The organism is Salmonella sp. NW38, assembly GCF_051807745.1.
Classification (GTDB): domain Bacteria; phylum Pseudomonadota; class Gammaproteobacteria; order Enterobacterales; family Enterobacteriaceae; genus Salmonella; species Salmonella enterica.
In genome coordinates this window covers 208,787-229,431 of the sequence record NZ_JAMMTO010000004.1, presented here as the reverse complement: position 1 = coordinate 229,431, position 20,645 = coordinate 208,787, and the positions used below count along the sequence as shown (strand labels likewise).

The 20,645-nt window shown below is 53.2% G+C and carries 19 protein-coding genes and 1 tRNA gene; 11 read left to right on the top strand and 9 right to left on the bottom strand.

Annotation, left to right across the window (positions count from 1 at the left end; genetic code table 11):
- Nucleotides 1-14: 14 nt before the first annotated feature.
- Nucleotides 15-1,193 carry a D-xylose utilization transcriptional activator XylR gene (gene xylR, locus NA624_RS09375; protein ID WP_000459824.1) on the bottom strand — a complete coding sequence of 393 codons (1,179 nt, stop codon included), beginning with the start codon at nt 1,191-1,193 and terminating at the stop codon, nt 15-17.
- A gap of 362 nt (nt 1,194-1,555) precedes the next feature.
- Here xylR and xylA point away from each other — a divergent pair, with 362 nt between their 5' ends.
- The 3 genes from xylA to NA624_RS09360 all read left to right on the top strand — a co-directional run bounded on the left by xylA (nt 1,556) and on the right by NA624_RS09360 (nt 4,960).
- Entirely contained in the window at nt 1,556-2,878 is a 1,323-nt protein-coding gene (gene xylA, locus NA624_RS09370; RefSeq protein ID WP_001149561.1) for a xylose isomerase, read from the top strand.
- Nucleotides 2,879-2,977: 99 nt separating this feature from the next.
- Nucleotides 2,978-4,432, top strand: a complete 1,455-nt coding sequence (xylB, locus tag NA624_RS09365; RefSeq protein WP_000275319.1) for a xylulokinase — start codon at nt 2,978-2,980, stop codon at nt 4,430-4,432.
- Nucleotides 4,433-4,606: 174 nt separating this feature from the next.
- Complete coding sequence (locus NA624_RS09360; RefSeq protein WP_000340933.1) at nt 4,607-4,960, top strand: YiaA/YiaB family protein; 354 nt, start codon at nt 4,607-4,609, stop codon at nt 4,958-4,960.
- 22 nt (nt 4,961-4,982) lie between these two features.
- On the opposite strand, the gene NA624_RS09355 is transcribed toward NA624_RS09360, so the two are convergent.
- Nucleotides 4,983-5,978 carry an acyltransferase gene (locus NA624_RS09355; protein ID WP_001182575.1) on the bottom strand — a complete coding sequence of 332 codons (996 nt, stop codon included), beginning with the start codon at nt 5,976-5,978 and terminating at the stop codon, nt 4,983-4,985.
- 165 nt (nt 5,979-6,143) lie between these two features.
- Here NA624_RS09355 and NA624_RS09350 point away from each other — a divergent pair, with 165 nt between their 5' ends.
- The 3 genes from NA624_RS09350 to glyS all read left to right on the top strand — a co-directional run bounded on the left by NA624_RS09350 (nt 6,144) and on the right by glyS (nt 9,575).
- Nucleotides 6,144-6,446 (top strand): YsaB family lipoprotein, encoded by a 303-nt coding sequence (locus tag NA624_RS09350; protein WP_000605592.1) that lies wholly within the window; start codon nt 6,144-6,146, stop codon nt 6,444-6,446.
- Between the two features lie 138 nt (nt 6,447-6,584).
- The gene (gene glyQ, locus NA624_RS09345; protein WP_001168556.1) at nt 6,585-7,496 is read left to right on the top strand and encodes a glycine--tRNA ligase subunit alpha; all 912 of its coding nucleotides are present in this window, start codon (nt 6,585-6,587) and stop codon (nt 7,494-7,496) included.
- Nucleotides 7,497-7,505: 9 nt separating this feature from the next.
- The gene (gene glyS / locus NA624_RS09340; protein ID WP_439040263.1) at nt 7,506-9,575 is read left to right on the top strand and encodes a glycine--tRNA ligase subunit beta; all 2,070 of its coding nucleotides are present in this window, start codon (nt 7,506-7,508) and stop codon (nt 9,573-9,575) included.
- Nucleotides 9,576-9,625: 50 nt separating this feature from the next.
- Here the strand turns inward: glyS and cueP are convergent, their stop codons facing one another.
- The 3 genes from cueP to NA624_RS09325 all read right to left on the bottom strand — a co-directional run bounded on the left by cueP (nt 9,626) and on the right by NA624_RS09325 (nt 11,128).
- On the bottom strand, nt 9,626-10,165 hold the full coding sequence (cueP, locus tag NA624_RS09335; RefSeq protein ID WP_000047140.1) for a copper-binding periplasmic metallochaperone CueP: 540 nt from the start codon (nt 10,163-10,165) through the stop codon (nt 9,626-9,628).
- 172 nt (nt 10,166-10,337) lie between these two features.
- On the bottom strand, nt 10,338-10,550 hold the full coding sequence (cspE, locus tag NA624_RS09330; RefSeq protein ID WP_000014594.1) for a transcription antiterminator/RNA stability regulator CspE: 213 nt from the start codon (nt 10,548-10,550) through the stop codon (nt 10,338-10,340).
- Between the two features lie 287 nt (nt 10,551-10,837).
- On the bottom strand, nt 10,838-11,128 hold the full coding sequence (locus NA624_RS09325; protein WP_000455790.1) for an HTH-type transcriptional regulator: 291 nt from the start codon (nt 11,126-11,128) through the stop codon (nt 10,838-10,840).
- 438 nt (nt 11,129-11,566) lie between these two features.
- Between NA624_RS09325 and NA624_RS09320 the strand changes: the two genes are divergently transcribed.
- Complete coding sequence (locus NA624_RS09320) at nt 11,567-12,277, top strand: DUF3053 domain-containing protein (protein ID WP_000190524.1); 711 nt, start codon at nt 11,567-11,569, stop codon at nt 12,275-12,277.
- Nucleotides 12,278-12,326: 49 nt separating this feature from the next.
- Here NA624_RS09320 and ghrB read toward each other — a convergent pair whose 3' ends face one another.
- Nucleotides 12,327-13,301, bottom strand: a complete 975-nt coding sequence (gene ghrB, locus NA624_RS09315) for a glyoxylate/hydroxypyruvate reductase GhrB (protein ID WP_000804676.1) — start codon at nt 13,299-13,301, stop codon at nt 12,327-12,329.
- 218 nt (nt 13,302-13,519) lie between these two features.
- Nucleotides 13,520-14,182 carry an OmpA family lipoprotein gene (locus NA624_RS09310; protein ID WP_000747548.1) on the bottom strand — a complete coding sequence of 221 codons (663 nt, stop codon included), beginning with the start codon at nt 14,180-14,182 and terminating at the stop codon, nt 13,520-13,522.
- A gap of 152 nt (nt 14,183-14,334) precedes the next feature.
- On the opposite strand from NA624_RS09310, the gene NA624_RS09305 reads away from it, so the two are divergent.
- Nucleotides 14,335-16,668: a molybdopterin guanine dinucleotide-containing S/N-oxide reductase gene (locus NA624_RS09305; protein ID WP_000148444.1), complete on the top strand. Its 2,334-nt coding sequence runs from the start codon at nt 14,335-14,337 to the stop codon at nt 16,666-16,668.
- On the opposite strand, the gene NA624_RS09300 is transcribed toward NA624_RS09305, so the two are convergent.
- Together NA624_RS09300 and tag are read right to left on the bottom strand one after the other, a co-directional pair.
- Nucleotides 16,637-17,077 carry an N-acetyltransferase gene (locus NA624_RS09300; protein ID WP_000619909.1) on the bottom strand — a complete coding sequence of 147 codons (441 nt, stop codon included), beginning with the start codon at nt 17,075-17,077 and terminating at the stop codon, nt 16,637-16,639. The genes NA624_RS09305 and NA624_RS09300 overlap by 32 nt on opposite strands.
- Entirely contained in the window at nt 17,055-17,636 is a 582-nt protein-coding gene (gene tag / locus NA624_RS09295; RefSeq protein WP_001188424.1) for a DNA-3-methyladenine glycosylase I, read from the bottom strand. Before tag ends, NA624_RS09300 begins: the two co-directional genes overlap by 23 nt.
- Nucleotides 17,637-17,792: 156 nt before the next feature.
- Here tag and NA624_RS09290 point away from each other — a divergent pair, with 156 nt between their 5' ends.
- From NA624_RS09290 to NA624_RS09280, 3 genes are all read left to right on the top strand, one after another.
- Nucleotides 17,793-18,497 carry an autotransporter outer membrane beta-barrel domain-containing protein gene (locus NA624_RS09290; protein WP_000637073.1) on the top strand — a complete coding sequence of 235 codons (705 nt, stop codon included), beginning with the start codon at nt 17,793-17,795 and terminating at the stop codon, nt 18,495-18,497.
- Between the two features lie 230 nt (nt 18,498-18,727).
- Complete coding sequence (gene eptB / locus NA624_RS09285; protein WP_001269261.1) at nt 18,728-20,419, top strand: kdo(2)-lipid A phosphoethanolamine 7''-transferase; 1,692 nt, start codon at nt 18,728-18,730, stop codon at nt 20,417-20,419.
- Between the two features lie 90 nt (nt 20,420-20,509).
- Nucleotides 20,510-20,586 (top strand) — tRNA-Pro (locus NA624_RS09280).
- Nucleotides 20,587-20,645 lie beyond the last annotated feature (59 nt).

The following is a 20,645-nucleotide window of genomic DNA, read 5'->3' as shown; positions in this document are numbered from 1 at the left end:
GTAGGCTGGATAAACTACAACAACGCTTCACTATGCTGGTCGCGATACTCCTTAGGCGTAGTGACGTACTCCTTTTTAAACACCGAATAGAAATATTGCAGTGACGGGTAGCCGCACATTTGCGAAATTTCGTTTATCGCCAACGTGGTAGAAATCAACAAACTACGCGCTTTTTCCAGCTTTTCGGCGTGGATCAGCGCATGTATCGTCTCGCCAACTTCTTCCTTAAAACGTTTTTCCAGGTTTGAACGTGAAATCCCAACCGCATCCAGCACCTGCTCGACTTTAATGCCCTTACAGGCATGGTTACGAATAAAGTGCATCGCCTGGATAACCGCCGGATCGGTCAGGGAGCGATAGTCTGTCGAGCGGCGCGCAATGACGCGCACCGGCGGCACCAGAATGCGCTGTAACGGCATCTCTTCGCGCGCCAGCAAACGGTGCAGCAGCTTCGCCGCCTGATAGCCCATTTGCCGCGCCCCCTGCGCGACGGAGGAAAGCGCGACGCGCGACAGATAACGGGTTAACTCTTCGTTATCAATACCGATAACGCAAAGTTTTTCCGGCACCGGAATATGCAGGTGTTCACAGGCCTGCAATACGTGGCGGGCGCGGGCATCCGTTACGGCAATGATGCCGGTTTGCGGCGGCAGCGTCTGAAGCCAGTCGGCGAGGCGATTTTGCGCGTGCTGCCAGTTTTCCGGCGCGGTTTCTAGCCCCTGATAGACTACGCCGCGGTATTTTTCCTCGGCGACCAGCTGGCGAAAGGCGTATTCCCGTTCCGCCGCCCAATGTTTACGGCTGGAGTCGGGCAAACCGTAAAACGCGAAGCGGTTAACGCCTTTTTCTTTTAAGTGCAGGAAAGCGCTTTCAACGAGCGCATGATTATCGGTGGCGATGTAATGAACGGCGGGATAATTTTCAGCAAGATGGTAAGAACCGCCGACCCCGACAATGGGTACGTCGACATCGGCCAATAATTGCGCGATATCGTCATCATCGTAATCGGCAATAACGCCGTCGCCTAACCACTCTTTAATGTTATCGATACGGGCACGGAAATCTTCCTCAATAAATATATCCCATTCGGATTGCGAGGCTTGTAAATATTCACCCACCCCCTCCACTACCTGACGGTCATAGGCTTTATTCGCGTTAAATAACAGAGTGATGCGGTGACGTTTATCAAACATGAGGATATATCCTGCAAAAGTGAACCTGGACTCATGGATACTATCAAAACGGCTGACATAACGGTCTGGCGAATGATGACAAATTATTTTGCGCCTGAAACGTTATGCGAAATTCATCACAGCAAACGGCGGATGACAATTGTCATTTCTTATCTATATATTACGGTTTTTTGTTTATTTGCCAGGATTCGATCGCGATCGCTTTTTTCTTCTGTGGTTTTCAGCGTTTTTTTGAGAGCCAGAGCACATTTGGGGATTCTCTTAATAGCGGTGTGAAATAACGTAATTGAGCAATAAATCAGGAAATTCCAGTATGACGTTATGTCGTTTACTTGCCGTCTTATCTGATTATGGAGCTCACTATGCAGGCTTATTTTGACCAACTCGATCGTGTTCGCTATGAAGGCCCTCAATCGACTAACCCGCTGGCATTTCGTCATTACAATCCCGACGAGCTGGTTTTAGGTAAACGTATGGAAGATCACCTGCGTTTCGCGGCCTGTTACTGGCATACCTTCTGCTGGAACGGCGCGGATATGTTTGGCGTAGGCGCGTTTAATCGTCCATGGCAGCAACCGGGCGAAGCGCTGGAGCTGGCGAAACGCAAAGCGGACGTGGCGTTTGAATTTTTCCACAAACTGAATGTGCCTTTTTATTGCTTCCATGACGTGGATGTGTCGCCGGAAGGCGCGTCGTTGAAAGAATATAAAAACAACTTCGCGCAGATGGTGGATGTGCTGGCGGCGAAACAGGAGCAGAGCGGCGTAAAACTGCTGTGGGGAACGGCGAACTGCTTTACCAACCCGCGCTATGGCGCAGGCGCCGCCACTAACCCGGACCCGGAGGTCTTTAGCTGGGCAGCGACGCAAGTGGTTACGGCAATGAACGCCACGCATAAACTGGGCGGCGAAAATTACGTCCTGTGGGGCGGGCGCGAAGGTTATGAAACGTTGCTGAATACCGATCTGCGCCAGGAACGCGAACAGATTGGCCGCTTTATGCAAATGGTGGTCGAGCACAAACATAAAATGGGTTTCCAGGGCACGCTGCTGATTGAACCGAAACCGCAGGAACCGACAAAACATCAGTATGATTATGACGTTGCAACGGTCTATGGTTTCCTCAAACAGTTCGGCCTGGAAAAAGAGATCAAAGTGAATATTGAGGCGAACCACGCGACGCTGGCGGGCCATTCGTTCCACCATGAAATCGCGACCGCTATCGCGCTGGGTATTTTTGGCTCCGTTGACGCCAACCGCGGCGATGCGCAACTGGGCTGGGATACCGATCAGTTCCCGATTAGCGTTGAAGAGAACGCGCTGGTGATGTACGAAATCCTGAAAGCGGGCGGATTCACGACGGGCGGTCTCAACTTCGACGCCAAAGTTCGTCGCCAGAGCACCGATAAATACGATCTGTTCTACGGTCATATCGGCGCAATGGATACGATGGCGTTGTCGCTGAAAATCGCCGCGCGTATGGTTGAAGACGGCGAGCTGGATAAACGCGTGGCGAAGCGCTATGCCGGCTGGAATGGCGAGCTGGGGCAGCAGATTCTGAAAGGACAACTCTCCTTAGGCGAACTGGCGCAGTATGCGGAGCAGCATAATCTGGCGCCAGTACATCAAAGCGGTCATCAGGAGCTGTTAGAAAATCTGGTTAACCGTTATCTGTTTGATAAATAACCCTATCTACCGGGCGACTCCGCGTTAGCCCGGCCTGTAGTCGTGATTAGCCCGGTAAGCGTAGCGCTGCCGGGCGCTTTCAGTAAAGGAACCCACACTATGTATATCGGGATCGATCTTGGTACATCGGGTGTAAAAGCTATCCTGTTGAATGAGCAGGGCGATGTGCTGGCTACGCATACTGAAAAACTGACCGTATCGCGTCCGCATCCCTTATGGTCGGAACAGGAACCAGAGCAGTGGTGGCAGGCGACGGATCGTGCGGTTAAAGGTTTAGGTCGGCAACAGTCGTTAAGTGGCGTTCGGGCTTTGGGCATCGCCGGACAAATGCATGGCGCGACATTGCTTGATAGCCGTCAGCAGGTCCTGCGACCAGCGATTTTATGGAATGACGGACGCTGTAGCGAAGAGTGCGCCTGGCTGGAAAAACAGGTGCCGCAGTCGCGTGCGATAACCGGTAATCTGATGATGCCCGGTTTTACCGCGCCCAAATTAGTCTGGGTGCAGCGCCACGAACCGGATATTTTCCGCCAGATAGACAAAGTTCTGCTGCCGAAAGATTTTCTGCGGCTGCGAATGACGGGCGTCTTTGCCAGCGATATGTCGGATGCGGCAGGAACGATGTGGCTGGACGTGAAAAAGCGCGACTGGAGCGACGTTATGCTCAACGCCTGTCATTTAACCCGACAGCAGATGCCAGCGTTATTTGAAGGTAGTGACATTACCGGAATGTTGCTGCCAGAGGTAGCCTGCGCATGGGGCATGCCAGCAGTACCTGTGGTGGCGGGCGGCGGCGACAATGCGGCTGGCGCGGTCGGCGTAGGAATGATCGATGCCGGACAGGCGATGCTCTCACTCGGAACATCGGGCGTCTATTTTGCCGTCAGCGACGGCTTTCTGAGTAAACCGGAGAGCGCAGTACACAGTTTTTGCCATGCGCTGCCGGAACGCTGGCATTTAATGTCTGTAATGTTGAGCGCCGCCTCTTGTCTGGACTGGGCGGCTAAACTCACCGGGCAGGAGAACGTCCCGGCGCTGATTGCCGCCGCACAGCAGGCGGATGAGCATACCGATCCGATCTGGTTTTTGCCGTACCTGTCCGGCGAGCGCACGCCGCATAATAATCCGCAGGCAAAAGGCGTTTTCTTTGGTTTAACCCATCAGCATGGCCCGGCGGAACTGGCGCGGGCGGTACTGGAAGGCGTGGGATATGCTCTGGCGGATGGCATGGATGTGGTTCACGCCTGCGGCGTCAAGCCCGCCAGCGTGACGCTTATCGGCGGCGGGGCGCGCAGCGAATACTGGCGTCAGATGCTATCTGATATTAGCGGGCTACAGCTTGATTATCGTACTGGCGGCGATGTGGGACCAGCGCTGGGCGCGGCGCGTCTGGCGCAAATTGCGGTGAATAAACAGACTCCGCTCGCCGATGTATTGCCGCAGTTGCCGCTGGAGCAGGCGCATTATCCTGATGCGCAGCGTCATGCGGTTTATCAACAACGTCGTGAAACCTTCCGTCGACTCTATCAGCAGCTGTTGCCGTTGATGTCATAAGTCAGAATGCCTTTCGGTTTTGGCTGAAAGGCATTTCCCGTAAATATTGATTCTATTGAATTATATCGAAGTAAGTATGTGTGTTTTCTGATTTTTATATTATTGCTAAGCAGGCGCCTTTTTCATCGCTATTTCTTCGCTTAATGTGTCTCACTCAACCACAAGGAGAGTGAGATGGACGATCACGTTGCGCGCAGGAAACGGATATTCGGCCTGGGAATGTTAGTCGTCGGTGCAGTGGTATACCTGGTGGGACTGTGGCCAGGCTGTCATACATTAAGCGAAAAGGGATATTTTTTTGCGGCAATCGTCATGTGCGGTTTTCCTGTCTTAATTCGCCAGGAACACACGGGGAATGACCGCTTGCTTTCTCGTTGTAAATCTTTGCTGTTGCTTGGCATCGGCATGGTCGTGGTCGGCGTATTTAACCTGGCGCTGGCGGGCGCGCTGAAAATACTGTGCCTGGTGGCGCTGGGGGTCAGTATATATGGAACCGATCTTTACGCTTCCTACAGTGATGATGAATGATGGCCGGAGCCATCATTGTCGTTTAGCTAACCCATTTCCGTTTATCAATACGCTGTAACAGCATGGAAAGTAGCAGGCTTCCTGTCACCGTCGCGGCAAAAACCCACACGATATCTAACGGCGGCCAACGTTTTAACTCCAGACCATTAGTACGTAGCGCATGGATAATCAGCGCGTGGAAACCATAAATACCCAGCGAGTGGCGGGAGATAAGCCCCAGTCCAGGTAACGTCCGCGCATTCAGCTTATTTTTAACTACCGTGAACAGTGAGACGGCGCAAATAAACACCATGGGACCGCAATACAGATACCAGGTATCGGCAAAATTTCCGCGCCAGCGTAATTCATGCAATGTGCCGCGAGAAATAACAAATACCGCGATGATGAACAGGGCAGTGCAGATAAGCGTCAGCGATGACTTTTGCGTCTCCATCATTCCAATGGCGCGGCCCAGGATACCGTAGAGAATGTAGTAGAACGTGTCGCCGCTGATATACAGATTGATGGGCAACCATTCAACGCCGCCGATTTTTTGCGGCACAGTATTTGGGTTGGCAATAATACCAATGACCACCATCAGCGTCAGGAGCATTTTGCCGCTCACGTTTTTTACCTGGATTAATGGCGATACCAGGTAGATCACCGCAATCGCAAAGAAAAACCACAGGTGGTAAAACACGGGTTTTTGCAGCGCATTTTTTAGCGAAAGCTCGACGTTGATCGAAGTAAAAAGTGAAATGTAAGCCAGGGCGACAACGCTGTAAAAGATAAGGCAGAGGGCGATACGTAAAAAATGCCGCGGTTGCGCGCAGCGCTCGCCAAAAAAAAGATAGCCTGAAATCATAAAAAACAGGGGAACGCTAACGCGCGAAGCCGAATTCAGGACATTCGCAATATCCCAGTTTAGCGGGCTGACGCTGTGGGCGTTGGTGATGTACCACGTTGTAGTATGGATCATCACTACCATTAAACAGGCGATCCCTCGCAGGTTATCAATCCAGTTAATTTTAGGCTGCATCAGTTCCTCAGCTTCCGTTTCAATAGAGTTCCAGCGCGGTGGCTCACTGGAAAAATCTGACTTTCTACGCTACATCTTGTGATGGCGTAAGGAGATTCGCACAATGTGTCTGTTACCCACAAACCTTAATAATAAGACTGACCAGCAAACCAGACGGTAATAAAAATGATAATGAAGTATTTCTGTACTGTGATGATAGCCATCGCTCTGGTGGGATGCACAGCGACACCGCCACCGACGCAAAAAGCCCAGCAGAGTAAAGTGAGCCCAACACGCACGCTGGATATGGAAGCATTGTGTAAAGCCCAGGCGGCGCAGCGTTACAACACTGGCGCACAGAAAATTGCTGTTACCGGCTTCGAGCAGTTTCAGGGGAGCTATGAGATGCGTGGTAATACCTTCCGTAAAGAGAGTTTTGTCTGCTCTTTTGATGCAGATGGGCAGTTTTTACATCTTTCTATGCGGTAAAAGCCGCGCCTGGTGAGGTGTGATGCCGCGAAATCCGGCAATTTTCGCTAAACAAACCGGTTTCATACTGTATATCTCGCATCCAGCGGGTATACTGGCTCCTTCCTTTAAATCCACACGTATCCAGCACGAAATAATATGCAAAAGTTTGATACCAGGACCTTCCAGGGCTTGATCCTGACCTTACAGGATTACTGGGCTCGCCAGGGCTGCACCATTGTTCAACCATTGGACATGGAAGTTGGCGCGGGAACTTCTCATCCAATGACCTGCCTGCGCGCGCTGGGGCCAGAGCCGATGGCGACTGCCTATGTGCAGCCTTCTCGTCGTCCGACCGATGGCCGCTACGGCGAAAACCCGAACCGCTTACAGCACTACTATCAGTTTCAGGTGGTGATTAAGCCATCTCCGGAGAATATTCAGGAGCTGTATCTCGGTTCTCTGAAAGAGCTGGGTATGGACCCGACCATTCACGATATCCGTTTCGTGGAAGATAACTGGGAGAACCCGACGCTGGGCGCCTGGGGACTCGGCTGGGAAGTGTGGCTGAATGGCATGGAGGTGACGCAGTTCACCTACTTCCAGCAGGTCGGCGGCCTGGAGTGCAAGCCGGTGACCGGTGAAATCACCTACGGTCTGGAACGTCTGGCGATGTATATCCAGGGCGTGGACAGCGTTTACGACCTGGTCTGGAGCGATGGCCCGCTGGGTAAAACCACCTACGGCGACGTGTTCCATCAGAACGAAGTGGAGCAGTCCACCTATAACTTTGAATACGCCGATGTGGATTTCTTATTCACCTGCTTCGAGCAGTATGAAAAAGAAGCCCAGCAGCTGCTGGCACTGGAAAACCCGCTGCCGCTGCCGGCCTACGAGCGTATTCTGAAAGCCGCCCATAGCTTCAACCTGCTGGATGCGCGTAAAGCTATCTCCGTCACCGAACGTCAGCGCTACATTTTGCGTATTCGCACCCTGACCAAAGCAGTGGCAGAGGCTTATTATGCTTCCCGTGAAGCCCTCGGCTTCCCGATGTGCAACAAAGACAAGTAAGAGGCGGCCATGTCTGAGAAAACTTTTCTGGTGGAAATCGGCACTGAAGAGCTGCCACCAAAAGCACTGCGCAGTTTGGCTGAGTCCTTTGCTGCGAACTTCACTGCGGAGCTGGATAACGCCGGCCTCGCGCACGGTAACGTTGAATGGTTTGCCGCCCCGCGCCGTCTGGCGCTGAAAGTGGCGAATCTTGCTGAATCTCAGCCCGATCGCGAAGTCGAAAAACGTGGTCCGGCGATTGCCCAGGCGTTCGACGCCGAAGGCAAACCGAGCAAAGCGGCAGAAGGCTGGGCGCGCGGCTGCGGGATCACCGTTGATCAGGCCGAGCGTCTGAAGACCGACAAAGGCGAATGGCTGCTGTATCGCGCCCACGTGAAGGGCGAAAGTACCGAAGCGCTGGTGCCGAACATGGTAGCCACCTCGCTGGCGAAACTACCGATCCCGAAACTGATGCGCTGGGGCGCGTCTGACGTCCACTTCGTGCGTCCGGTACACACTGTGACTCTGCTGCTGGGCGATAAAGTGATTCCGGCGACTATTCTGGGTATTCAGTCTGACCGCGTCATTCGCGGCCATCGCTTTATGGGTCAGCCTGAGTTCACTATCGACAATGCTGACCAGTACCCGCAAATTCTGCTGGAGCGCGGTAAAGTCATTGCGGACTACGAAGCGCGTAAAGCCAAAATCAAAGCGGACGCTGAAGAAGCAGCACGCAAGATTGGCGGTAATGCCGACCTGAGCGAAAGCCTGCTGGAAGAAGTCGCCTCGCTGGTGGAATGGCCGGTGGTATTGACGGCGAAATTCGAAGAGAAATTCCTCGCCGTGCCTGCCGAAGCGCTGGTGTACACCATGAAGGGCGACCAGAAGTATTTCCCGGTTTATGACAACGCGGGCAAGCTGCTGCCGAACTTTATCTTCGTCGCGAATATCGAATCGAAAGATCCGACCCAGATTATCTCCGGTAACGAGAAAGTGGTGCGTCCGCGTCTGGCGGATGCTGAATTCTTCTTCAATACCGACCGTAAAAAACGTCTGGAAGATCATCTGCCGCGTCTGCAAACCGTGCTGTTCCAGCAACAGCTGGGCACGCTGCGCGACAAGACCGACCGTATTCAGGCGCTGGCGGGCTGGATTGCCGGTCAGATTGGCGCTGACGTTAACCACGCCACTCGTGCGGGCCTGCTCTCCAAGTGCGACCTGATGACCAACATGGTCTTCGAGTTCACCGACACCCAGGGTGTGATGGGGATGTACTACGCGCGTCACGATGGTGAAGCGGAAGATGTCTCTGTGGCGCTTAACGAGCAGTATCAGCCGCGCTTTGCCGGTGATGACCTGCCGTCTAACCCGGTGGCCTGTGCGTTGGCGATCGCCGATAAGATGGATACTCTGGCGGGTATCTTCGGTATCGGTCAGCATCCGAAAGGCGACAAAGACCCGTTTGCGCTGCGTCGTGCCGCGCTGGGCGTGCTGCGCATCATCGTTGAGAAGAACCTCGCTCTTGATCTGCAAACGCTGACCGAAGAAGCGGCGCGTCTGTATGGCGACAAGCTGACCAATGCTAACGTAGTCGATGATGTGATCGATTTTATGCTGGGTCGCTTCCGCGCCTGGTATCAGGACGAAGGTTACACCGTCGACACCATCCAGGCGGTACTGGCGCGTCGTCCGACCCGTCCGGCAGATTTCGATGCTCGTATGAAAGCGGTATCGCACTTCCGCACCCTGGAAGAAGCCTCTGCGCTGGCGGCGGCGAACAAGCGCGTCTCCAACATCCTGGCGAAAGCCACTGAGCCGCTGAACGATATCGTCCACGCCTCCGTACTGAAAGAAGCGGCGGAAATTGAGTTGGCCAGACATCTGGTTGTGCTGCGTGATAAGCTTCAGCCGTACTTTGCCGATGGTCGTTATCAGGAAGCGTTGATTGAGCTGGCTGCTCTGCGCGCGCCGGTGGATGAATTCTTCGAAAATGTCATGGTTAACGCGGAAGAGAAAGATATCCGTATCAACCGCCTGACGCTGTTGTCGAAACTACGCGAACTGTTCCTGCAGGTTGCGGATATTTCGTTACTGCAATAAGCGTTCAGTTAATTAAACAAAAACCTGCTCTCGGGCAGGTTTTTTTATTTTTAACGTAATGGTAATTCCGTCAGACAGGTCTGGCTGTCATCTCTGGTGGCAATGGCATGTGACGCCGTTTTACCGTTGTAGCTTACTTCCAGCGTCCCTTCCATATTGCGCGGTAGCCAAACACCGATAAATCCGTTTCGATAGCTTTGCATCTCTTTTTGTACGATGACAGCGCCTTTACTGTCTGTCACTTTTACAGTGAACGGTTTATTCGGCATTTCTCCCTGACAGCCGGAAAGGCTGTGGTTAAAACAGGGGTGTGTCCGCCATTCATAGGGCGCAAAAGAGAGATAGAATTTGTCGCCTAACGGCAGCGTATAAATCTGCTCTCCGTCAGATAATTTGAGTTCGGTACTGGTAATCGACGCGGAGTAAGGCAAAGGACGGCTCTGCGGCGTCTGATCAATCGTATCCACGATCTGCTCAACCGTTTTTCCCGCCAGCCCATGTTGCGCCAGAAAAGCGGATTCTGCGGATGCCGCAAGCGCGGAGCCGCTGGCGCATAAACCCAAAAGTAATAACCATGATGATTTCGACATAACTTCAATTCCTTGTGAACAATCTCCCTGCCTACTATAGGGGTTCCCCTAAGGGAAAGGTCAAAGGAACGCAGGGTAAAGTAATGCAAAGTTATGCTGGGGGAGAGGGGGAATTGGAATAAAAAAAATCCCCGCCATCAGGCAGGGATTCAAAATTCTGAGCTTTTTAAGCTTACAGGCTGGTTACGTTACCAGCTGCCGGGCCTTTAGCGCCGCTTTCGATGGTGAAGGAAACTTTCTGACCTTCGTCCAGAGATTTGTAACCATCGTTCTGAATAGCGGAGAAGTGTACGAACACGTCTTTAGAACCGTCATCAGGAGTAATAAAGCCGAAGCCTTTATCAGCGTTGAACCATTTTACGATACCAGTCATTTTACCGGACATAGTGTATTACCTTTTAAAAAATAAGTGTGCCTTTCGGCGTTATGGCGTGCTTTACAGATTTTTTAAGCGTTAAGGAAATGCGCACTACGAGGGGTATCTAATGGATAACTCTTGAAGGGACTTGCCTTACTAAACTGCTTTAATGGTCTGTACGTCAAACCGTTGAGCACATTAACTCATGTAATGCCGGGCGATGCAACTTTTATTTTACTTTATTTCTCCAGGTCAGGAATCGGGCGGGGAAAACGGTCCTTGCGCAGGACCGTTAAAACAGAAAGGGGTAAAAATTACTCCATCAATTGCTTACTTAAGCGTGGGTTTGCCTGTATCAGGCGCATCAATTTGAGCTCTGCTGGCGTGGGTTTTTCGCGTTTCGATTCCCATTCCTGAACCATGGCAACCGTTACGCCCAGCGCTCTGGCGAATTCATCTGTTTTTAGTCCCGTCCCTCTCCGTAACTGTTCAAATTCGGTAAAAGGATTGGGTTTTTGCGTCAGGGTGATCTTTCGCGTTTCATCTTTAAAAACAATTTGTTCCAGGCTGCTCAGCAGCTCAAACATCGGATCTTTATATTCCATTGAGAACTCCTGTAAATCACACAGCGGGATCGTGAAGTGCATCGAAGCCTCTTAAGAATAGTCGGGAAACTTGCGGGTGGGGGGCGACGCGCCGCCAGGAAGCGCTATCGATTCGTTTCGATGCCTTACGCTACGCGACTTTTAGGACGCTAACAATTTGATCCAGGAAGGTATATCCGTCTTTCAGAAAATAATTGTAAAGATTAAAAAAATATTACATCCCCCGCTGGAAAGCTTTCTTGCCGCGTTTTTTATCGCAGTGTCAGGTCAAAAATTAACAATAAAATAACAAATTAAGCATTGATGCAGATAAACATAATTTTCCGCTACAAGATCGCGTGGAAAGGGTATCCTGCAAGCCTGACCTGGACTATCCTTGTAAGCCGTCAGGCACGCAGGTGTCGTTGTGCGCATTTTTGGGTGAAAGGAGTATTAACAATGGCGACAGGTAAGTCCTGCTCTCGCTGGTTTGCGCCTGTTGTGGCGTTATTAATGGTGTTTAGCCTGAGCGGGTGTTTTGATAAAGAAGGCGATCAGCGCAAAGCGTTTGTCGATTTCCTGCAGAATACAGCAATGCGTAGCGGAGAGCGTTTACCAACGCTGACGGCCGATCAGAAAAAACAGTTTGGTCCGTTCGTGTCTGATTACGCGATACTGTATGGCTACTCGCAGCAGGTAAACCAGGCGATGGATTCCGGTCTGCGCCCGGTGGTCGATAGCGTTAACGCCATCCGCGTTCCGCAGGATTATATGACGCAACGTGAGCCGCTGCGGCAGGCAAATGGTTCGTTAGGCGTGCTGGCGCAACAGTTGCAGAATGCAAAACTGCAGGCTGATGCCGCGCATGGCGCGTTAAAGCAGGCCGATGACCTGAAACCTGTGTTTGATCAGGTCTACAAAAAAGTAGTCACCGTGCCGGCAGATGCTTTGCAGCCGCTGATCCCGGCGGCGCAGATCTTTACGCAGCAGTTGGTACAAGTGGGCGATTATATTGCGCAACAGGGCGAGCAGGTGAGCTTTGTCGCGAACGGCATTCAGTTCCCGACCTCACAGCAGGCCAGCCAATATAATGCGCTGATTGGGCCGTTGGCCTCGCAGCATCAGGCGTTTAATCAGGCCTGGACGGCGGCGGTAAACGCGACCCAGTAATGACAGTCTGCCCGATAAGCGCAAGCCAGCGCTTATCGGGCCTGTAGCGTTATCCCGCCGCCTGCGGATTGACGCAGTTCTTCTCTATTTTTCCCTGCAGCGCATCAATCAAATTATCCACCGCACAGGCCATCATGTCATAGCGCGTCTCATGCGTTGCCGAGCCAATATGCGGCACCGCGACGACATTAGACATGTTCAGCAGGGGCGAATCCACGGATAGCGGTTCCTGCTCAAAGACATCCAGACCTGCCGCATATATTTCACCGTTTTGCAGCGCGGCAATCAGCGCGTTTTCATCGACCACCGGGCCGCGTCCGGCATTAATAAAAATGGCGGACGATTTCATTCTGGCAAACTGTGTTGCGCCAAACAGATGTCGCGTTTCTGCCGTTAGCGGCAGGATCACGCAGACAAAATCAGCCTCCTGCAACAACGTATCCAGATCGCAGTAGCGGGCGTTAAACCGGTCTTCCGCCTCCTGATGCCGCCGACGGGCGTGATAGAGAACCGGCATGGTAAACCCAAAGTGCGCTCGCTGCGCCAGCGCCATCCCGATACGCCCCATCCCAACGATACCGAGTGTTTTGTGATGCACATCGACGCCAAACCACGCCGGGCCAATGCTTTCTGTCCATTCACCCGCTTTAACCCGTTCTGCGACGTCCACCACGCGGCGGGCAGTGGCCAGCATCAACGCCATCACCGTATCGGCAACGGTTTCCGTCAAAACGGCAGGCGTGTGCATCAGGACTATTTTGCGGGCAGTAAGGGCGTCCACCTCGACATTATCGTATCCCACCGAGATGGTCGACGCCGCGCGTAGCGCCGGCATTTTTTCCAGCAGCGCGCGGTTAACGGTTTCGCTGGCGCCCAGAAGGCCTTGCGCGCTGGCAAATGCCTGCGCGTGTCGCGCTACCGTTTCCGGATGCAGGTTCGGTACCTGGGTGACGGTAAAATGCGCCTCCAGGCGATGCAGCAAATCATCAGGCAGGGTTTTGTAGAGAATGATGGACGGCTTCATGCGACTCTCCGTAAATCAAAAGGTAAGCGCGGCATGCGCCAACCGGAACAGGCTTATTATTAACCCGTTTAGCCATCATCGACCAGCCAATTTCCCCGCTGTCGGCAGCCGTGTCGTGGTAAATAATGAATGAATACCGAGTAATGCGCGATGTATCCGGTCTGGAGAGGGAATAATGCAGGCCGGGTAAAGCATACCGCTTTACCCGGTACGGTAGTTTACTGCAATGGACTCAAGGTAATTTCGACGCGGCGGTTTTGCGCCTTACCTTCTGCCGTACTGTTGCTGGCGATCGGGTTCGCCGGCCCCATTCCGCTGGTACGGATACGGCTGGCGTCGACGCCCTGGGTGATCAGCGAGCTGGCGACGGAGTCAGCACGCTGCTGCGACAGACGCATATTCAGATCGTGGCTACCGGTACTGTCGGTGTAGCCCACCACATTGACGGCGGTCTTGGGATACTCTTTCAGCACCATCGCCACGCCGGTCAGCGTGTTAGCGCCTGCCGGTTTCAGCGTCGCGCTGCTGCTGTCGAAGGTGACATTATTCGGCATATTCAGAATGATATTATCGCCGCTTCGCGTCACGCTAACGCCTGTGCCCCGCATTTTGTCACGCAGTTTCGCTTCCTGTACGTCCATGTAGTAACCCACGCCGCCGCCCAGCGCCGCGCCAGCCGCCGCGCCAATCAGCGCGCCTTTACCGCGATCTTTTTTGGAGGAGGAGAGCGCGCCGATGCCTGCGCCGACCAGCGATCCAATACCCGCGCCAATGCCGGATTTACCTGCTTCGCGTTCGCCGGTGTAAGGGTTTGTTGTGCAGCCAGATACTGCCAGGGCGCCGCTCACGATGGCAGCAATCACAAATACACGTTTTTTCATCTTAAATCCTTATCACTTTTTTATTTTTACCACAGCGACCGTGGCGGTTGATTATGACGTCTGCACATGAAGAAAATTCCAGGGAAAACTCTGAAATTTGTAAGTAACATTGATCGGCAAAATAAATAATCCCAATAATTCAGGAGCGAACCTTGACCCACGCACCATCGCGTCACTCGGTATTGACCGCCGCACACTGGGGGCCAGTCCGCGTTGAAACCGACGGAGAACGCATTTTTGCCTCGTATGGCGAACTCCCGACGGCACACCAGAACTCCCTGCAAACCGTTGTGCATGACCAGGTGCACAGTAAAACGCGGGTTCGCTTCCCGATGGTGCGTAAAGGGTTCCTGGCTTCTCCCGATAAGCCGCAAGGCATACGCGGGCAGGATGAGTTTGTTCGCGTAAGTTGGGATGACGCGCTGGATCTGATCCACGCTCAGCACAAACGTATTCGCGAAAGTTATGGACCATCGTCCATCTTCGCTGGCTCCTACGGTTGGCGTTCGAACGGCGTATTGCATAAAGCGGCTACGTTATTGCAGCGTTACATGGCGCTGGCGGGAGGGTATACCGGCCATCTTGGCGATTATTCCACCGGCGCGGCGCAGGCTATCATGCCTTATGTGGTGGGTGGCAACGAGGTTTACCAGCAGCAGACTAGCTGGCCGGTGGTGCTGGAACACAGCGAGGTGGTGGTGCTCTGGAGCGCGAACCCGCTGAATACTCTGAAAATTGCCTGGAATGCCTCGGATGAGCAGGGGCTCGACTATTTTGCGGCGTTGCGACAAAGCGGCAAGCGCCTGATCTGCATCGATCCGATGCGATCGGAAAGCGTCGACTTTTTTGGCGATAAGATGGAGTGGATCGCCCCGCATATGGGCACCGATGTGGCGTTAATGTTGGGGATCGCCCATACGCTGGTGGAAAACGATTGGAAGGATGAAGCGTTCCTTGCCCGCTGCACGACGGGTTATGACCGTTTCGCCGACTATCTTTTGGGCAAGACCGACGGTACGGCCAAAACAGCGGAATGGGCGGCGGAAATTTGCGGCGTTTCTGCGGTGAAAATTCGTGAACTGGCGGAAATATTTCATCATAACACCACCATGTTGATGGCCGGTTGGGGAATGCAGCGTCAGCAGTTCGGCGAGCAAAAGCACTGGATGATCGTCACGCTGGCCGCAATGCTGGGGCAAATTGGTACGCCTGGCGGCGGGTTTGGTTTTTCTTATCATTTTGCTAACGGCGGAAACCCGACGCGCCGCGCCGCCGTGTTAGCCTCGATGCAGGGAAGCATCCCTGGCGGGGTCGATGCGGTAGATAAAATACCGGTGGCGCGTATTGTCGATGCGCTGGAAAACCCCGGTGGGTTTTACCAACACAATGGGATGGATCGCCGCTTCCCGGATATTCGTTTTATCTGGTGGGCGGGCGGCGCGAACTTTACCCATCATCAGGATACCAACCGTCTGATTCGCGCGTGGCAAAAACCGGAACTGGTCGTTATCTCGGAATGTTTCTGGACGGCCGCCGCGAAACACGCGGATATTGTTCTGCCTGCGACCACCAGCTATGAGCGTAACGATTTAACCATGACCGGCGACTATAGCAATCAGCATTTGGCGCCGATGAAGCAGGTCGTGTCGCCCCGGTGGGAGGCGCGGAATGATTTTGACGTTTTTGCTGAACTGAGCGAACGGTGGGAAGTCGGCGGTTACGCTCGGTTCACCGAAGGAAAAAGTGAGCTGGCGTGGCTGGAGACTTTCTACAACATTGCCGCCCAGCGTGGCGCCAGCCAGGGGGTGACGCTGCCGCCGTTTGCCGCATTCTGGCAGGCTAACCGTTTACTGGAGATGCCGGAAAATCCCGCCAACGCGCAGTTTGTGCGCTTCGCGGATTTTCGCCGCGATCCTGATAACCATCCGCTAAAAACGGCCAGCGGCAAAATCGAAATCTATTCTGCGCGCATTGCCAGCTATGGTTACGCGGATTGTCCCGGCCATCCGATGTGGCTGGTGCCGGATGAGTGGCACGGGAACGCTGATGCGGGGCAGGTTCAGCTACTTTCCGCGCATCCGGCGCACCGTCTGCATAGCCAGCTTAACTACAGTTCGTTACGGGAGCGGTATGCGGTAGCCGGACGCGAACCGGTGACGATTCATCCGCAGGATGCGACAACGCGCGGAATCGTCGATGGCGATACGGTACGCGTCTGGAATCATCGCGGGCAGGTTCTGGCGGGCGCGGTCGTTACCGACGGAATTCGGCCTGGCGTGATCTGTATTCACGAAGGCGCATGGCCGGACCCTGAACCTACCGCAGGCGGCATATGCAAAAACGGCGCGGTAAACGTCCTGACAAAAGATCTTCCCAGTTCCCGGCTGGGGAACGGTTGTGCGGGCAACACCGCGCTGGTCTGGTTTGAGAAATATACCGGCCCGGCGCTACCGCTTACGGCGTTTGATCCGCCTGCCAACTCATAATCCAGGTGGGGTGGGCGGTATCCTCCTGCCAGGCGCTATCTTCAATACGAAAACCAAGCGCATGGTAGAAGTTTACGGCGGATTGATTTTTCTGGTAAACCTCAAGGCTCAGCAGAGGAAAACGTTGCTGGACATATTCCAGAAGCGCTTTGCCAATGCCGTGTCTTAACGCGTCGGGGGCGACAAATAGCGCCCCGACAAAACGGGCTTCCAGTACGCTGACGAAGCCTTTCAGTTGTCCATTTTCCTCCCATACCCAGGTTTGCGCGGCGGGTAAATAGACGTCGCGTACAATTGCTTCGCTCTCGTGCCAGTAACGTTCTTCGATAAAGGGATGGGCATAAATGGTACTTTGCATCCACAGCGCCAGAATAGACGCCATGTCTTCACTCTGGGATTTGCGAATCATGTTTTTCTCCCGGATGGCAAAAACAGCCGGTAATATGGTCGTTGACCAGTCCGCACGCCTGCATAAAGGAGTAACAGATAGTCGTACCGACAAACTTGAAGCCGCGTTTTTTCAATGCCTTAGCAAGCGCATCGGACGCAGGTGTTGAGGTAGGGATCTCACCCAGGCTGGCCGCCTGGGTGATCTGCGGCTGGCCATCAACGAATGACCAGACAAAATCGGCGAAAGACTCGCCGTTTTGCTCCATCGCAAGCCAGGCGCGGGCGTTACTGATAATGGCCTGAATTTTACCGCGATGTCGTATGATGCCCGTGTTCTGCAGCAGGCGTTCAACATCCTCCTCCTGCATAGCTGCGATGCGTACCGGGTTAAACTGATGAAAACAGGCGCGGTAGTTCTCCCTCTTTTTAAGCACGGTGATCCAGGATAAACCGGCCTGTTGACCTTCAAGACAGATCATTTCAAACAGCTTTCTGCTATCGGTTTCCGGTACGCCCCACTCGTTATCATGATAGGCAATATAAAGGGGGTCCTGGCTGACCCAGTCGCAACGCTGCATAGACTTCCTCGTTATTGTGGTTACCGCGAAAATTTCCTTCAACCCGCCTTGACGGGCCCGCTAAAAGGACAATAGTTAATACAGGGCTGATGCCCGACATCCTTCATTCAATGACAATAATATCGCCGAATTCGGCTCTACTCTGGAGTCGCGTTGATGATTGTAAGAAAACGCCGTGGTCGCCGGACATTGCGTTGTCTGGCGGGCCTTATGGCCTGCTCGTTTTTTATCAATACCACGTATGCCTGGCAACAAGAATATATCGCTGAAGCGGCTCCGGGGCATACGACGGAACGCTATACCTGGGACAGCGATCACCAACCGAATTACAACGACATACTGGCCGAACGTATTCAGTCTACGCAAAATACGGTGGGTCCGGTGCTTAGCCTGGCGGATGAAACCCCGCTTGATGCGACCAGCGGTATCAGTATGGGCTGGAATTTTCCGCTTTCCCGACGCGTGACCACTGGGCCGGTCGCGGCGTTGCATTACGACGGTTCGACGTCATCAATGTATAACGAATATGGCGATAGCGCGACGACATTAGCGCTTACCGATCCGTTATGGCACGCCAGCGTCAGTACGTTAGGCTGGCGGGTAAACTCGCAGTTCGGCGATGTCCGTCCCTGGGCGCAAATTAGCTATAACCAACAGTTTGGGGAAAATATCTGGAAAGCGCAGTCCGGGTTGAGTCGTATGACCGCAGGAAATCAGGCGGGAAACTGGCTGGATGTCACCGTAGGCGCGGACGTGTTACTTAACCCGCACATGGCGGCGTATGCGGCGTTTTCCCAGGCGGAAAACAGCGCTACGGATAGCGATTATTTGTATACCCTGGGGGTGAGCGCTCGCTTTTAACGAGATAAACCACCGCCTGGACTTATTAGAAGTTCATCTAATACCCTGTCTATATATTTACAAAAATATATAGGTCAATCACATTCTCTATAGACACTTTTTGCGCTTCCTGTGGTCTACTTAGCCGCGCTGGTAGACTTTCTCACATCTGCGTTAGCCGCATATTTACCTGTTTGATTAAAAAATCGTTGTACAGGTCGTTTTTATCCCGATTCCCAGGGTTTGTTTGCATGAGATACATTAAATCGATGACGCAGCAGAAACTTAGTTTCTTGCTTGCGCTCTATATCGGTCTGTTTATGAATTGCGCCGTGTTTTACCGCCGTTTCGGCAGTTATGCGCAAGAATTTACCATTTGGAAAGGCCTCTCCGCAGTTGTCGAACTTGGCGCCACGGTGCTGGTCACTTTCTTCTTACTTCGTCTTCTTTCACTGTTTGGCCGACGCGTCTGGCGTGTGCTGGCCACGCTGGTGGTGCTGTTTTCCGCTGGCGCCAGTTATTACATGACCTTCCTGAACGTGGTGATTGGCTACGGCATTATTGCGTCTGTTATGACCACCGATATCGATCTCTCGAAAGAGGTGGTGGGGCTGCACTTCGTATTGTGGCTGATTGCCGTGAGCGTGCTTCCGCTCATCTTTATCTGGAGTAACCACTGTCGCTACACGTTGTTGCGCCAGCTACGTACGCCGGGGCAGCGTTTTCGCAGCGCCGCTGTAGTGGTACTCGCAGGCGTAATGGTGTGGGCGCCTATCCGCCTGCTGGATATACAGCAAAAAAAGGTTGAACGGGCGACAGGTATCGACTTACCCAGCTATGGCGGCGTGGTGGCGAACTCCTATCTGCCTTCAAACTGGTTATCTGCGTTAGGGCTGTATGCCTGGGCGCAGGTAGATGAGTCGTCGGACAATAATTCGTTAATAAACCCGGCCAGGAAATTTACCTATGTTGCGCCGAAGGATGGGGATGACACCTACGTCGTTTTCATTATCGGTGAGACGACCCGTTGGGATCACATGGGGATTTTCGGCTACGAGCGTAATACCACGCCGAAGCTGGCGCAGGAAAAAAATCTGGCGGCGTTCCGCGGCTATTCTTGCGATACCGCGACGAAGCTTTCTTTACGCTGTATGTTTGTACGGGAAGGCGGGGCGGATAATAACCCGCAGCGTACGTTAAAAGAGCAGAATGTTTTTGCCGTACTCAAACAGCTCGGATTCAGTTCCGATCTGTATGCCATGCAAAGCGAGATGTGGTTCTATAGCAATACCATGGCGGATAATATCTCCTACCGCGAGCAGATCGGCGCCGAGCAGCGTAACCGCGGTAAAACGGTTGATGACATGTTGTTGATTGATGAGATGCAGAACTCGCTTGCCCAGAATCCGGAGGGTAAGCATCTGATTATCCTGCATACTAAGGGGTCGCATTTTAACTATACGCAACGTTATCCGCGCAGCTACGCTCAGTGGAAGCCCGAATGTATTGGGGTCGATAGCGGCTGCACGAAAGCGCAGATGATCAACTCTTACGATAACTCCGTGACCTATGTGGATCACTTTATTACCAGTGTGTTCGATCAGCTACGTGATAAAAAAGCGATTGTGTTCTACGCGGCTGACCACGGCGAGTCGATTAACGAACGCGAACATTTGCACGGTACGCCGCGCAATATGGCGCCGCCGGAGCAATTCCGTGTTCCGATGCTGGTATGGATGTCGGATAAATATCTTGCCAGTCCGCAACATGCGCAGATGTTCGCTCACCTGAAGCAGCAGGCGGAGATCAAAGTGCCGCGTCGTCATGTGGAGCTGTACGATACGATAATGGGTTGCCTGGGGTATACATCGCCGAATGGCGGCATTAACCAGAACAACAACTGGTGCCATATTCCCGATGCGCAGAAAGTCGCCGCGAAGTAGGTTGTCTGCCGACTTTCTCGCCGATTGAATTGTATTTTGCGACTAAGGGATTGACGGGCGTGCGCCTGAGCAGTAAGATGCGCCCGCATTCGGTGATTGGCGCAGCCTGGTAGCGCACTTCGTTCGGGACGAAGGGGTCGGAGGTTCGAATCCTCTATCACCGACCAAATTCAGAAACCCTGCTCAACGAGCAGGGTTTTTTGCATCTGAAGCCTGACGAGGATGA